Annotated in this window: 13 protein-coding genes; 9 read left to right on the top strand and 4 right to left on the bottom strand. The window is 40.4% G+C overall.

Translation table 11 applies throughout. The features are described 5' to 3' along the window. Window positions 1-133: 133 nt before the first annotated feature. From L3V42_RS02555 to L3V42_RS02545, 3 genes are all read right to left on the bottom strand, one after another. Window positions 134-346, bottom strand: a complete 213-nt coding sequence (locus tag L3V42_RS02555) for a hypothetical protein (RefSeq protein WP_238471200.1) — start codon at window positions 344-346, stop codon at window positions 134-136. Then, window positions 343-594 (bottom strand): hypothetical protein, encoded by a 252-nt coding sequence (locus tag L3V42_RS02550; protein WP_238471199.1) that lies wholly within the window; start codon window positions 592-594, stop codon window positions 343-345. The genes L3V42_RS02555 and L3V42_RS02550 overlap by 4 nt, the downstream gene beginning before the upstream one ends. Before the next feature lie 248 nt (window positions 595-842). After that, on the bottom strand, window positions 843-2,417 hold the full coding sequence (locus tag L3V42_RS02545) for a bifunctional metallophosphatase/5'-nucleotidase (protein WP_255783360.1): 1,575 nt from the start codon (window positions 2,415-2,417) through the stop codon (window positions 843-845). A 501-nt stretch (window positions 2,418-2,918) separates the two neighbouring features. Between L3V42_RS02545 and L3V42_RS02540 the strand changes: the two genes are divergently transcribed. The 5 genes from L3V42_RS02540 (at window position 2,919) to L3V42_RS02520 (ending at window position 9,302) form a co-directional block, all read left to right on the top strand. Further along, complete coding sequence (locus L3V42_RS02540; protein ID WP_235761945.1) at window positions 2,919-3,962, top strand: phosphate/phosphite/phosphonate ABC transporter substrate-binding protein; 1,044 nt, start codon at window positions 2,919-2,921, stop codon at window positions 3,960-3,962. A gap of 85 nt (window positions 3,963-4,047) precedes the next feature. Next, entirely contained in the window at window positions 4,048-4,830 is a 783-nt protein-coding gene (gene phnC / locus L3V42_RS02535) for a phosphonate ABC transporter ATP-binding protein (protein ID WP_235761946.1), read from the top strand. Next, window positions 4,823-5,635 (top strand): phosphonate ABC transporter, permease protein PhnE, encoded by an 813-nt coding sequence (phnE, locus tag L3V42_RS02530; protein WP_235761947.1) that lies wholly within the window; start codon window positions 4,823-4,825, stop codon window positions 5,633-5,635. The genes phnC and phnE (L3V42_RS02530) overlap by 8 nt, the downstream gene beginning before the upstream one ends. A gap of 14 nt (window positions 5,636-5,649) precedes the next feature. Beyond that, a complete protein-coding gene (gene phnE / locus L3V42_RS02525) occupies window positions 5,650-6,456 on the top strand; it encodes a phosphonate ABC transporter, permease protein PhnE (RefSeq protein ID WP_235761948.1) in 807 nt (268 codons plus the stop codon). Between the two features lie 233 nt (window positions 6,457-6,689). Continuing rightward, entirely contained in the window at window positions 6,690-9,302 is a 2,613-nt protein-coding gene (locus L3V42_RS02520; RefSeq protein ID WP_238471198.1) for an endonuclease, read from the top strand. An 836-nt stretch (window positions 9,303-10,138) separates the two neighbouring features. Here the strand turns inward: L3V42_RS02520 and L3V42_RS02515 are convergent. Then, the gene (locus L3V42_RS02515; RefSeq protein WP_238471197.1) at window positions 10,139-10,702 is read right to left on the bottom strand and encodes a Uma2 family endonuclease; all 564 of its coding nucleotides are present in this window, start codon (window positions 10,700-10,702) and stop codon (window positions 10,139-10,141) included. A 297-nt stretch (window positions 10,703-10,999) separates the two neighbouring features. Here L3V42_RS02515 and L3V42_RS02510 point away from each other — a divergent pair, with 297 nt between their 5' ends. The 4 genes from L3V42_RS02510 (at window position 11,000) to L3V42_RS02495 (ending at window position 15,304) form a co-directional block, all read left to right on the top strand. Next, window positions 11,000-12,115, top strand: coding sequence for an ABC transporter ATP-binding protein (locus tag L3V42_RS02510; protein ID WP_238471196.1), 1,116 nt, complete (start codon window positions 11,000-11,002; stop codon window positions 12,113-12,115). Window positions 12,116-12,117: 2 nt separating this feature from the next. After that, window positions 12,118-13,056, top strand: a complete 939-nt coding sequence (locus tag L3V42_RS02505; RefSeq protein WP_238471446.1) for a carbohydrate ABC transporter permease — start codon at window positions 12,118-12,120, stop codon at window positions 13,054-13,056. Beyond that, on the top strand, window positions 13,053-13,868 hold the full coding sequence (locus tag L3V42_RS02500; protein ID WP_156857758.1) for a carbohydrate ABC transporter permease: 816 nt from the start codon (window positions 13,053-13,055) through the stop codon (window positions 13,866-13,868). The genes L3V42_RS02505 and L3V42_RS02500 overlap by 4 nt, the downstream gene beginning before the upstream one ends. 65 nt (window positions 13,869-13,933) lie before the next feature. Next, complete coding sequence (locus tag L3V42_RS02495; protein WP_238471195.1) at window positions 13,934-15,304, top strand: ABC transporter substrate-binding protein; 1,371 nt, start codon at window positions 13,934-13,936, stop codon at window positions 15,302-15,304. The last annotated feature ends 72 nt before the right edge of the window (window positions 15,305-15,376 follow it).

The following is a 15,376-nucleotide window of genomic DNA, read 5'->3' as shown; positions in this document are numbered from 1 at the left end:
GTGCCTGTGTATAGTATCAGTTAGAACCCATTGGCAGATTAGTCACGAAGTATAATAAAATGCAGTCTCTAATTGAAGGGACTGCATTTCTATTAGATTCGAAAAGTGCAGGAAGCTTTTGTGCAACGTTTTTTTATTTAAATAACTTTTTAATCAAACCGAATATACTAAATGACGTTTTCTTGTAAACTTTATTATAAGCCGCTTTCCTGGGATGACGTGCCCAGCCCGTTCCTTTCTTACCGTATACAGGATTGATAGCGAATTTTACCCTACGTTTCACCTTGCCAGTTGTTCGTGCTTTAAAGCTCTTTTTTAGGCTAGGTTTTCTCACTCCGAATTTCATGTAATGCTCCTTTCATTATGGTAAGCGTGGAGATTTACCTTAACCGGGGTACTTAATAACAAGTATCCAAAGGGAACCCTTAGGAATTTGCTTAAATCTGTCAGTTGATTAAAAGTCGGACTCAATTCATTGTTAATCCACTTGTTAAATGTTTTAAACCTTTTTTCCACATCTTCCATACTTCGGTTAGACTTAGAAATAGCATCAAGAATAACTTCAGGGTTTACATCTACCCTAATGGTACTCATTATTTTCCCTCCTTTTCTAAATGTGTTTAATTCTATTCAGTATATGCTATCTGTAGGTAAATTCTGACATAAATACAGAACTAATGGTCTTAAGTTCGCATTAATCGCCCTTTGTTTATAAAAATGCGGTTAAAGGTGGTAAAAAGGGGCTGGTTGTTATAACCAAGCTCCCTTATCCGTATTATTAACCATGTATATTTTAAGAAGACAATCGAAGTAGCAGTAACCGCTCTCTAGTCTCCATCCACTTAAACCTCAACAGAAAAATTATTCGTCACCCTCGCTTCAATCATCCCCCGCTCCTCTATGTAATTACTAATCAACTCCACCATATCCTGCTGAATCTCTTTTACAACCGGTTTATCTTTAAACATATCAAAATCGCCGCCCCCGCTTGCACGGTAATTATTCATGACAACATCGTAACTCTCTTCCATATCGAGCGGTTTCCCTCTATATGTAATGCTTTCCACTTTACTTCCTTTAGGATTCGATACACGAATGGAATACTCGATACCTTCCCACATATCATAGTTATAATGCTCAGGCTTCGGAATGAGATAATCTGGATTTACGGTCATATCTCCATTCGCGTCCAGCGTGAAATATTCCGCACTTTTTTCTAGGGCTTGTTTGATATCCTCTCCAGTTAACGAAAGAACGACGAGTGTGTTTGGGAACTTATAGTTTGTAACGATATCACGCATGGTTATCTTGGCAGGAAAGCCGGTTGCTTCATTACCAAGGAGAGCGGTAACTGAAATAGCTGCACCTGACGCGTCCATTTGCACTTTTTGAACCAACTCAATAAAAGGATGCTTTCTCACTCTCGCTTGGAATGGATCGCGAATAATCATATCGCCTTGTATTTCTCCGATTGGTTCGTCCAGCCAATTTTGCGTGGATTGCTCTAATTCTTCCATCTCTTTTAAAATAATAGGATCCGCGGGTACACCTTCTAACGTTTTTACGTTTGCTTGCTTCGTTGCTGTGACCCATCTGTCTTCCTCCCATCTGAATGTCACATCAATTTCTCCATAAGCCTCGCCATTATTTCCTGGCTGAATGACGAGACAATCACGAATTGTACCCGTTACGTTGCGGTGTTGATGGCCGGTTAGAAGAATGTCAATCCCATCAATTTTATCTGCCATTTCATACGCTTGATTCTCACCCGTTAAGTTTTCCGTTACTTCTCCTGTTTCCATATCCCTTTCGAAACCACCATGGTAGAGGGCAATAAGGAGATCATAGTCTTCATTAGATTGTATTTCTTTTACGATCTCTTTTAGAGTGGTAAAGGCATCGGCGAACTGAATGCCTTGAATATGCTCCGGTGTTTCCCAGTTTGGAACGTAATGCGTGGTCACGCCGGTAATGGCTACTTTAACCCCATTACTTAATGTTTTGATGATATAGGGGGAGCCAAAATAGGGTTTACCCGTTTTTTCATCTACTATATTAGCGGATAACCATGGATAGTTCGACTGATCGACAGCGTCCTGTAAAATAGCTTTTCCGAAATTAAATTCATGATTGCCGGGGACACCTGCATCGAGACCAATTTGATTCATAATCGCAATCATCGGATTCGGTTTCTCCGCATGATTTTTTACGTAATGGGCCATGAGTGGTGTGCCTTGAATCAAATCACCATTATCGAGGACGATCATATGCTCATTTTCCTGTCGTTTCTTCTGGACAAGTGTAGCGTATGTTGCCAAACCGAGCTCTGCCTTTTCGTTTGTTCCATAGTTAATCGGCATTACGCTCCCGTGAATATCGCTTGTATACAGCACTTTAATCGTTGTTTGTTTCGTCAAGTGTGTTCATCCTTTCTTGAAGATCTATCCTAATAGTAGTTTACCAAATAAAAACGGTATAATTGTAAACTTTTGTTAAGCAAAACAGAGCGTTATAAAATCTCAATCGCTATTGTAAAAAACCAAGACATAAGACATAATAAGAATGAAGGGTTTGTCTGCTAGTTATTATGGAAGGAAAGCATCTGTTTTAACCTTAACACAAGAAGTTATCCTCGTAATCTAGTATTGCGAATCGCTTTCGGATGAACCTTATCGATTAGAAAGCAAGCGGTTTCTATACGTAGGAACCTCGTTACTTTAGACAAAAGGGGGCAGTTACCAAGCACTGGGGGAAAGGGAAGAGAGATTAGCATTTATAATAAGAAAAAATGTAAACGCTTTATGTAAATGGAACTTTACAAAAATTTACAAATGTTTACCTGACGTTTATATTTTTTTAAGCTTCATTTTATAAAATGGGGTCTGTAACTAAAAATAGATGAAGAGAGGAAGATTACAGTGAAAAAGATCTTATATTTATTCCTGGTAAGTGCAATTATTGTTGTATTAGCAGCTTGTGGGGAAAATGAGGAAGAAAGCTCTACATCTGGGGAAAATGGAGAAACATCGATTGATAGTCTATCGGTTGGCTTTGTTCCTTCACGAGAGCCAGATGAGATTATCACGGCAACAGAACCGTTGAAGAACTTATTAACAGAGGAAATGGCTGAACTAGGATATGAAATAGGTGAAGTAGATATTACAGTAGGTACGAACTACGAGGCGGTTGGTGAAGCACTTTCTGCTGGGACAACGGATATTGGGCTAATCCCGGGTGGTACATATGTGTTATATGATGACGGTGCAGAGGCTGTGTTGACAGCAACACGTGCTGGCTTAAGCATTGAATCGGATGATCCAAAAGAGTGGAATGATAACAAGCCGACAGAAGATTCCGATGAACAGACGACAAGCTATCGTGCGTTGATTATTGCTGGTCCATCTGAAAAAGGTCAAGAGCTATCAGAAAAAGTCAATAACGGGGAAGAGTTAACATGGGAAGATGTGAATAGTGCGTCTTGGGCTGTTATGTCTTCCTCTTCACCAGCTGGTTATATTTACCCTGCATTATGGCTGGATGAAAACTATGGAAATACGATTACGGATCTTGATAACGTCGTACAGTCCGATTCTTATGGAAGTTCTTTTGCACGACTTGCAGCAGGTCAAATTGATGTCATGGTAGCTTATGCAGATGCAAGACGTGACAATGTCGACCAGTGGCAAGAAGAGTTCGGCGGAGAAGGAACGATTTGGGATGAAACGAATGTTATCGGAGTAACTCCTGCTATTTATAACGATACGGTTAGTGTCAGCAAGAACTCTGAAATTATGGATGATGATTTGAAAGCAGCCATTCAGCAAGCCTTTATCAACATTGGTGAGTCAGAAGAAGGACAAGAAGTCATTTCCATCTATAATCATGAAGGCTATCAAGAAGCCGATTCATCCGATTATGACAATGAAAGAGATGCGCAGGAAATGGTTCAGAGTCTGAACTAATAACTATATACGATGCAATAGAATGCTAGTTAAACGAGAGCATCACTTACTGATGCTCTCATTTTTCAAGATTGGAGAGTAAGAGATGATAGAATTTATCAACGTAGGAAAAACCTATCCAAATAAAATGAAAGCACTGGAAGATATTAATTTGCAGATTGAAAAAGGTGAATTTGTTGCGGTTATCGGTCCTTCGGGTGCTGGAAAATCCACCTTGCTTCGTTGTATCAACCGGATGCATGATATAACGGAAGGACAATTAATTGTTGACGGTGTGGAAGTAAATTCATTGAAAGGAAAAGAGATTCGCACATTCAGACAGCGCATTGGCATGATATTTCAATCGTATAATCTTGTTACGAGAATCTCCGTTATAAAAAATGTCCTCGTGTCATTTGCTCCCAAGCTTCCCATTTGGCGGAAAGTGCTCGGGTTATTTTCAAAAGAGCATAAAGTGAAAGCACTGACGGCGCTTGATCAAGTGGGTATTTTAGATAAAGCGTATGTCCGCGTCGATCAATTGTCTGGTGGACAACAGCAGCGTGTGGCGCTCGCGCGGACGCTTGCACAGAGTCCTGACATTATTCTAGCTGATGAGCCGATTGCCTCTCTCGACCCTGTAACGGCCAAACAGGTGATGGATGATTTTACAAAAATAAATAAAGAAACGAATATTTCTGTTATCATCAACATTCACCATGTTGAAATCGCACTGGAATATGCGGACCGAATTATCGGTATTAGAAAAGGAAAGATTGTTTATGATGGTACAGCGAAAGATTTAACAGAGGAACATCTTGATTACATATATAAAGGACAGACAGAAGAATTACACGATAAGGAGAGGGAGGAGAAAATGAATGTATGATAAAATTTTCCCTCCAGCTGAAATTACGCTTCCAAATGGAAAGGTCGTTTATGAGAAGAAATCAAGGACACCGATCATTCTCGTTCTATTAGTTATCGCAACGATTCTTTCGGTTCGGTTTACGGATTTTGATATGAATATATTGCTAAAGCGATGGAATGAATTTTTTGTGATCATCGGTCAGATGATTCCGCCGAAATGGGAATATTTAAGTCATGTGTGGCAGCCGCTCCTTGATACGATCAAAATGTCTCTCTTAGGTTCCATTCTTGGATCGATCGCTGCCGTTCCAGCGGCTTATTTCGCATCTTCCAACATCGTAAGTAAGCCTGTAGCTTCGGTGGCGAAGTTTCTCCTGAGTATTCTCAGAACATTACCGACACTTGTTACGGCTCTGATTGCTACGTTCATATTTGGGCTCGGAACCTTGGCTGGTACGGTAGCAATTTTTCTATTTACAGTCGCTTATGTTGGGAAACTGCTATATGAGCAAATTGAAAATGCGGACATGGGATCGTTTGAAGCGATGGAATCCATTGGAATGGGTCGCCTGCAAGCATTTCGGTATGCAATCTTCCCCCAGGTCTTACCTAACTATTTATCAACCTCGCTATTTTCTTTCGAGGGAAACGTCAGGTATGCCGCAATTTTAGGATATGTTGGTGCGGGCGGAATTGGCTTACTGTTAAATGAGTCCCTTGGCTGGCGTGATTATGCAAGTGTTGGGACGATTTTGCTCATGCTGATTATTACGGTATACCTCATTGAAAAAGTCAGCGAGCATTTCCGTAAAAAGTTAATCTAAAGGAGTCTAGTTATATGGATGCAATCGAAAAACAGCTTCATGCTTCACCGCGAAATTTACGTTATATCCTTACGATAACGATACTCATCCTAATTTTATTTATTTGGTCACTTACGACTGTGAATCTAGATAATATTGCAGAAAGTGGGTTGGGGATTGCTGCAGGGATTATTGGAGGAATCCTGAATCCAGATCTTGATTTATTATTTAGTTTCACATCCCAAGGTGTCCTCTATTTATTAATTGAAACGATCGCCATTGCTTTTCTTGGTACGATTATCGGCGCGATCCTGGCGATTCCACTTGCATTTCTGTCGGCCACCAAGATTGTGCCAAAACCTGTTGCGAGCGTGACGAGACTATTGTTAATCGTCATTCGAACCATTCCAGCGCTTGTTTATGGATTAATGTTTATTCGGGTTACAGGGCCTGGTCCATTTGCCGGGGTGTTGACCATTTCACTTGCATCAATTGGAATGCTTGCGAAGTTATTCGTCGACATCATCGAAGAACTCGATACGGATATCTTGGAATCTCTTGACTCGATTGGCTGTAATACATTTGAGAAAATCCGTTACGGTATATGGCCACAGCTTTTTTCTATGTTTCTATCCATCATCATTTACCGTTTCGATATGAATTTAAGAGAAGCTTCGATTCTTGGGATTGTAGGTGCAGGAGGAATTGGCGCGCCGCTAATCTTTGCGATGAATGCTTACAGATGGTCTGAGGTTGGATCGATTCTGATTGGTTTAGTTGTGCTTATCTTATTGGTCGAATTTTTCTCGAACCGAATTCGAACGAAACTTGTGAGAGGATAGGATATCCATTTTGTTTAATGAATTTCATAATACGTATTTAATGCTTCACCATCACCATATGTAGTTGAGTTGGTTCGTTCCCAACTACATATGGTGATGGAATAGCCGACTTTGGTAATTATGAAATTCATTCTGTTGTATGAACGATAATTTACAGATATTTAATAGGAATACAACAATGATTTGATAGAGTGGATATGAAAAAAATAAATGATCTGACTAGGAGGGTAAAAGTGAAAAGAAATGCTTATGCTTTATGGATGTTGCTGTTAACGCTCGTCGTAAGTATTACCGTTTTACCACTGCCGTTTCAGGCGGAGACAATGGATGATCCAGCTCCAGTTATTCAGCCGGAAAACCCGAATGGAAAGAAAGTATTATTTGATAATACCCACGCACAAACAGCTGGACAAGCCGATTGGGTGATCGACGGGGCATTCTCCGATTTTGCTGAAGGGATAGCAGCTAATGGATATCTTGTTGAAGAGTTTCGGAAAAACGGTCCACTAGCTGTAGAGGACTTGGAAGATTATGATGTCTTTGTCATCCCGGAAGCGAATATCCCGTTTAAAAAAGAAGAACAGGATGCGATGATTACGTATGTTGAAAATGGCGGAAGTATTTTCTTTATTTCTGATCATTACAATGCGGATCGAAATAAAAATCGCTGGGATTCTTCGGAAGTTATGAATGGCTACCGTCGCGGGGCACATAACGATCCAACGAAAGGGATGTCAGAAGAAGAAAAAAATGCTGAAGCGATGCAAGGCGTGGAAAGCTCTGATTGGTTAAGCGATCACTTTGGTATTCGTTTCAGGTACAATGCTCCGGGAACCGTTGTGGCCGATCAAGTAGTGGATCCGTCAGAGACATTTGGAATTACGGAAGGTGTTAAGGAAGTAACGATGCATGCTGGTTCGACAATGGCCATTACCAATCCAGAAATTGCAAAAGGTATCCTTTTCTTGCCGGATGGTCTGGATGAAAGTGATAAATGGGGACCAGCAGTAGACGAGGGAATTTACCATGGTGGTGGCGTAGAAGAGGGGCCGTATGCCGCTATTTCCAAATTAAGTGAAGGAAAGGCAGCCTTTATTGGGGATTCCTCTCCTGTAGAAGATGCGACACCGAAATACCGAAATGAAGAAACCGGTGCAAAGAAAACAACGTATGATGGGTTTACAGATGCGGATAACGGAGAATTATTATTAAATATGATCGATTGGTTAGCAGAAGACGAATCCTATGAAAGTTTTGCTGAGGCAGGTATCCCGTTAGATGAGCCATCTCCGCTTTTGGATAAGGAAATACCTGAAAATTCAACAGAACCTCAAGCAGAACCTTGGTCCAAACCGTTAGAATCATATGATTGGTTTGACCCCTCTACATTTGCACCAGGCTCTTTTGGTTCATCCGTAGATCCGGTTAAAGAACCAGAAATGTCCTTGGATTTTGCGTCAGTTTTACCAAATAATGAAATCTTTACGATTGAAGTAGTGGCTGAAGGTCTGGATCCTGGTCAAACGGTTACTGGTTACAATCTAGGTATCTACTTAGAAGGTGGACAACAAGTAGCCAAAGTTCAGAACCTTGACGGAAGCTGGCCTGCTAATTATGGATATAGTGAACATTTTTCACTTACAGCAAATGAAGAAGGAATTGCAAGGCATACGCTAAATGTCCAGCTGAATGAAAATGTGGATGGAAATGCGAATGTTCGCTTACGTCAAGGTTCAACAAACGTTATTACAAATCCTGCGGTTATCGGTGAAGCGGAAGAAGATAATGAGGAAACGGTAACACGTTCGATTCAGGAAGCTCGAAATCTAGCGGATGGTAAGTCTGTTGCAGTCGAAGGTGTGATTACAACAGAACCAGGACTTTTCGGTGGGCAAGGATTTTATGTACAAGATGAAACGGCAGGCATTTATGTGTTTCAACATAATGAGGCGTTTCGTCCTGGAGATAAAGTGAAACTTGAAGGAGTCGTCTCGACACATCAAGGGTTAAAGCAAATTTCAGATCTTGAGCTAATTGAAGTTATAGGAGAAAGTGAACTCCCAGAATTTGTAGCGGTCGACAAAATAGATGATGCCAACCAAGGCGAGCGTGTTACGCTTCAAGGTGAAATTGAAAACATCGTGTCTTACTGGAATGCCTTTGAATTTGATGTAAGAAACGGTGAAAATTTGACGAGAGTGCGCGTCGATGATCGAACGGATATTTCTTATGAAACATTTGTAAGCAATTATGAAGAAGGGGAAAAGGTCTCGGTATCTGGTATTGCTTCGATTTTCCAAGATACGTATCAGTTATTAGTAGTGGATGAAGACCATATCCAAAAGACGGCAGGTGCTGGTTCTGCACCAATCATTCATCCTATATCTGATTTCACGACATTTGATATTATAGGATCCTATCAAATTCCAGTTGATGTGTACGATGAAGATGGGGACTTAGCTGAAGTTATCATTGAGATGGAAGACAATACAATGGAAGATGAAATTTCTATTGAACCTTTAGATTATACACCTGGAAATTATGAAATAACAGTTATTGCCCGGGATGAGGCAGGCCACGTCACGGAGGAAGTGTTTCCTATAGAAGCGATTCTCTCCTTAGCTGAACTGGAGAAGTTAGTGGAACTGGGAGAAGATCAAGGTTATCTTGATGAAAAAATGGAAAAACGGTTATTAAAGAAAGCGCTGGATGTTCAAACTGCGAAAAACGAACAAGCGAGAAATGGGAAATGGAATGCACTGGTTAATCAGATTGAAGCGCAGTCTGGTAAGAAAATAGTACAGGGTTATATGGATTATTGGGAAAGGCCAGTTGAGATGCGGTAACGAATAGCGGGAATAAAAACTTAATGTTCGGTTCGCTGTATCTATTGTGAAAAGATACTGGTATTGGAAGATATGTAGAAACATGCTAATAGAAAGATGAAAAAGGAAGCTAGGCACTTCAGCCAAGCTTCCTTTTTCATTTTAATATAGCAAATTACGCTCCCCGAACCATCCTGCATGCTAACCGGGCAAAGCGCACTATCCCTAAAAAATCACACACCATAACCATAAAATTAAGCATAAGCCACTATTGCCATTCACTAATTCTCTCCAATTTTTTCACAAAAATAGCTGACATTGATCTTGTTCTCGCTTTGAGCAAATGTTGCCTTCCTTCTTTCGTGCGGGTATCGTCGCTTTATTCAACCGAAGCATGATCTCAAGGCCCAGCACGGTCTTCCCTGAACCAGGAGGTGCCACTAAATGGAACTTTCCAGTATGTAAATGTTCATGTACCTCATTCAGCGCCTTTGTTGATAAGAACGCCATGGATAGCAGAATTTGATATCATTCCGAAAAGCTTCCATATGGTTATTTTCCTTTTTTGAAAGTGGTTTAAGATTAAACTGTAACGATCTTTTTTGCATCTGATTCATCGAATGAATTCCATAATTACCAAAGTCGGCTTTTCCATCACCATATGTAGTCGGGAAAATCAACCCTACTACATATGGTGATGGTGAAGCATTAAATACGTATTATGAAATTCATTACATTATGAAGGAATTGAAAAAAAGACCAGGATAGGTCTCTTTTAAGGTACAAATAATATCGTAGTATATTGTTTAGCGTCAAAATAGAGTATGTGTGCTTGTGCTCTATTTTAAACGTTTTGCTCAAAGTTGGAATATATCCGATAAATTTAGCTCTAAGGAGGGTACTGTTTTTGATCTTATACTCTCCTCAACATGTAAAACATCATATCTGATTTCATTGTTTTTGTCTCTGTTGTATACCAATATATGTCTCTGGAGTGGATCGATAATCCAGTATTCCTTTACATTGTTTTTCATATAAAGGTTTAGTTTCGTGACAATATCGTGGGATATGTTAGATGGGCTCAAAATTTCTATGATGAAATCAGGCGCTCCTATGTGTTCGTTCTCTGTTAGATTGTCTGGATTGCACGTAACAAATAGATCTGGAACAACTATCTTTTTATCGTCATGATTAACTGCGTCAAATAGAACATCGGTAGGTGCAGAAAACACTTCACATTTTTTATCTTTGAGTGCGTTGTACAATTCACCTTGTAAAAAAGTTGAAATTCGTTGATGTTTTATATTCGGCGAAGGAGACATATACACAACGCCATCAACATATTCAAGAACATCATTTGTTTCTTTTCTCATATTTATGAATTCGTTGTAGCTACTGTGTTTTTCATTTAATAAACCCAATATAAACACCGCCTTTATTACATTATACTTGATTGCCCGGACGAATGAAAGTGGAGGAGACATGGGCTTTATGACTTTAATATTTAAATTCGGTACCTGTATGTTTGTTTTGTTTTCTTATCCGTTTTGGCATTTTTTATGAAAATGGATAATTCCCCCTTTCGTGACATTTCATTATTAACCCACCATGAATAATATTAACCCCACCTTAATCCCTTGTAACGATTTTGTAAATTTAAACTTTTTCCTAAAAAAATATGGTTAAATAAAACTTGTTCAATAAAAGGAGGGAGACATATGGGCCAAATTGATTTGGGGGATATTTCAAAGTCATACGATAAGCAGAAAAACGTATTAGACGAAATTAATTTATCCATTGAAGAAGGGGAGTTTTTTGTACTGGTTGGTCCGTCTGGATCTGGTAAAAGTACGTTACTTCGGATGATTGCGGGCCTTGAGGATATTACATCCGGCACATTGAAAATTGGTGACGAGATTGTGAATCACCTGCCACCAAAAGATAGAAATCTGTCGATGGTCTTTCAAAACTATGCGCTATATCCACATTTATCTGTGGAGCAAAATATTCTTTTCGGTTTAAATGCGAAAAAAGTGGATAAAGAGGAGCAACAAAAGAGACTTATCGAAACTGCAGAAATGATGGGGCTAAGTGAGCTGTTAAAACGGAAGCCAAAGGAGCTTTCAGGAGGACAGAGGCAGCGTGTCGCATTAGCGAGATCGGTCGTGAGTGAGGCGCCACTTTGTTTAATGGATGAGCCGCTTTCCAATTTAGACGCTAAACTTCGGGGGCAAATGCGAATGGAGATTCGTCGTTTGCAAAAAAGGCTGGGGATGACGATGGTGTATGTGACCCATGATCAAGTCGAAGCGATGACAATGGGGGACCGAATTATGGTGTTGAATGATGGGAAGATTCAGCAGGTCGGAAAACCGATTACCTTATATAATGAACCTGCAAATTTATTTGTAGCTTCTTTTATCGGCTCACCGAAAATGAATATGGGGAAGGCTGTTTTTCATGCTGACCGGAATCAACTTGTGATTGATGATGCACTTCATCTAGAGATAGATCCCGTTATCAACAATGTACCACGCTACCCGAACGTAACGATTGGTATACGAGCGGAACATCTTTTTCCAGGGACTGCAGGCAACACGACGCACACGATAGAAGTGATAAATGTAGAACAGTTGGGAAATGAAACGTTACTTGCGTTTGAAGTCGGTGCGGAAGTTTGGACGGCTAAATGGCCGGGACAATGGGACGTGCAAGTAGGGGAGAAGGTTCCAGTACATATTGCAATTGAAAATCTATGCTTCTTTGATTCGGATACAGGATTATTGATCAAGCCGGCAAGAGCGGGCAAACAGCAAGAGGTCGTAACGGCATGAGTATGAATAGTACAGCGATTCAACAAACGCCTAAAAGCCAAATAAATTTTGAACAAGTGAAAAAGAAGCAGCGGATGAAAAACTTTTCTAAAGGCATGTTGTTCTTACTGCCTTCGATTGTTCTGTTTAGCGTGTTTCTATTCTACCCGCTCGCTCGCACCATTTATTTAAGTTTTTTCCTAACGGATGCCACAGGGGCAACAACTGTTTTTGTTGGTTGGGAAAATTACGTGACGATGTTCACTTCCCCGATTTTCTTGCAGAGCATGAAGTCAACCTTTTTATTCGTCCTATATACCGTTCCAATTACGATTATTATTAGTTTGTTTTTGGCGGTGATTGCAAATGAGAAATTAAAAGGAATTGGTTTTTTCCGTACAATTTATTCTTCGACCATGGGAATTTCGGTTGCGGCCGCGTCTGTCTTCTGGCTTTATTTATTTCACCCATCCATGGGTCCGTTGAATCTGTTGTTAAACGCCATTGGTGCAGAGGGGATTGGCTGGCTGACAGACCCGTCTTGGGCACTGTTTGCGATAGCCATTACAACGATATGGATGAATATCGGTTTTACCTTTCTCATTTTATTAGGCGGGCTGCAATCGATTGACTCTTCTTTATATGAAAGTGCGGATATTGATGGTGCCGGTTATTTTTATAAGTTAAGAAGAATCACAATCCCGATGCTTTCGCCAACCTTATTCTTTGTGGTGACCGTAACGATTATCAATGCCTTTCAAACCTTTGGGCAGATTGATATTTTAACACAGGGCGGTCCGGTGAATTCGACGAACCTTGTCGTCTATTCCATATACCGGGAAGCATTTGTAAACTATAAGTTCGGATCGGCAAGTGCTCAGGCGGTATTATTGTTCATCATTATATTACTCATGACTTTCCTGCAATTCAAGTTTGGTGAAAGGAAGGTTCATTACCAATGACAATTCCAACAGGTCGAAAAGTTATATTTTATATCTTACTGATTATTTCAGGATTTCTCGTCTTTGCGCCAACATTAATGGCGTTTGCCATGAGCTTTATGTCGAACAAAGACATTATGACGGGAAGCCTGCCTACATCGTTATCCTTTGATAATTATGTCAGGGCGTTCGGGCAGTTCCCATTACTTAAATATCTGTTGAATAGCTTAATCATTTCCTTAGTGATTATGCTTGGACAATTAATTTTATCAAGTTTAGCCGCTTATGCCTTTGTCTTTTTAGAGTTCAAAGGGAGAGATCTCTTATTCTTTGTTTTCATCGCGACGATGATGGTTCCTTTTGAAGCATCGATTATTCCGAACTTCCATATCATCCGTGATTTGGGGTGGATTGATACCTATCCGGGACTGACCGTTCCATTCTTTGCGATGGCGTTTGGGACATTTTTACTCCGGCAGAACTTTAAACAAATACCGAAAGAATTAAGAGAAGCGAGTCAGATTGCTGGGATGGGGGATTTTAAATTCTATCTAACAGTCGTTTTACCTGTTGCGAGAACTAGTTTGCTAACTTTAGGTGTGTACGGGTTTTTAACCTCGTGGAATATGTATTTATGGCCACTCCTCACAACGACGAACGACAATGTTCGTACCGTACAAATCGGCTTAAAGCAATTACAAACACAGGAGCAATTAAATGACTGGGGTGTCATCATGGCAGGTGCTGTTATTGTCGTGATTCCTACTTTAATTCTTTTATTCCTCGGTCAAAGCAAGCTGCAAAAAGGATTAACGGAAGGTGCTTTGAAATAAGTTGGAGCTGCTCAAAATGAGCGGATGAACGAAAATTTTTATAAAAAAAGGAGTGTAATGAAAGAATGAAGAAGATACTTGCGATACTTATGTTAGGGTTCGTATTATTCCTTGCAGCATGTGGTTCAGATGGAAACGCGGACGAGGCAGCTGATAGTGCTACTGCTGGCGCGGAAGGTACAAGTGAGGGATCTGGAGATAACGAAAAACAAGTCGTTACATTCTGGCACTCGATGGGTGGGGCTGGTCAGGAAGCATTAAATGCGATTGTTGACAGCTATAATAGTTCCCAGGATGAAGTTCAAGTGAATGCAGAATACCAAGGTTCATATGATGAAGCATTGACGAAATTTAATAGTGTTGCCGGTACAGACAGTGCACCAACTATTATCCAAACGTTCGAAATTGGCACGATGTCGATGATTAATAGTGGCAGCATTTTACCAATTCAAGAATTGGTTGATGCAGATGGTTATGATATGAGCGGTTTAGAGGAAAATATTATTAACTATTATTCCTTAGATGGAACGTTCTACTCGATGCCATTCAACTCTTCCACACCGGTTATGTATTATAATAAGGATGCTTTTGAAGCAGCGGGGCTAGACCCGGAAGCTCCACCAGAAACATTTGAGGAAGTAGAAGAAGCAAGTAAGGCAATTGTGGAAGCTAATCCAGACATGAAAGGATTTGCACTGCAGGCTTATGGCTGGTTATATGAACAACTGCTGGCCAACCAGGGCGCCTTATTATTAAACAATGATAACGGAAGAACGGACACACCAACTGAAATTGGCTGGACAGAAGAAGAAGGGAAATCAATCTTTGAATGGGTAGAGCGTATGGTTAATGATGAAACATTCGCTAACTATGGAACGAATGGTGACAACATGGTTTCCGGTTTCTTAGCAGGGGATGTCTCGATGTTCTTACAATCTTCAGCTAGTTCAAGAGATGTGATTGATAACGCACCATTTGAAGTAGGTATCGCATTTTTGCCACACCCGGAGGAAAAAGAACGCGCAGGTGTTGTCATCGGCGGGGCAAGTCTTTGGATGATTGACGGGAAGCCGGAAGCAGAAACAAATGCTGCTTGGGACTTCATGAAGTATTTACAAACACCGGAAATTCAAGCAGAGTGGCATGTGGGAACAGGTTATTTTGCAATCAATCCGGCTGCATATGATGAGCAAGTTGCCGTTGATGCACACGAAGAAATGCCACAATTAAACGTGACGGTTGAGCAATTACAAGCAACAACGTCATCGTTCGCAACCCAAGGCGCATTAATGGATATGATTCCAGAAGGCCGTAAAATTATGGAAACAGCACTTGAAACGGTTTATAACGGTGGCGAGGTAGACGACGCGTATAACACAGCAGTCGATCAATTTAATACAGCAATCGAACAAGCAAACGCAGCACGAGGAGAATAATTTTTAATAAAAGAATGAGAGGGAATAAAGTATGATCGGATGCTTTATTCCCTTTCTGATTATCCATGAAAG

Origin of the sequence: Oceanobacillus alkalisoli, assembly GCF_022213125.1 — a bacterium.
In the GTDB taxonomy this organism is placed as follows: Bacteria; Bacillota; Bacilli; order Bacillales; family Amphibacillaceae; genus Oceanobacillus; species Oceanobacillus alkalisoli.
This window is presented reverse-complemented; position numbering and strand designations above follow the sequence as displayed.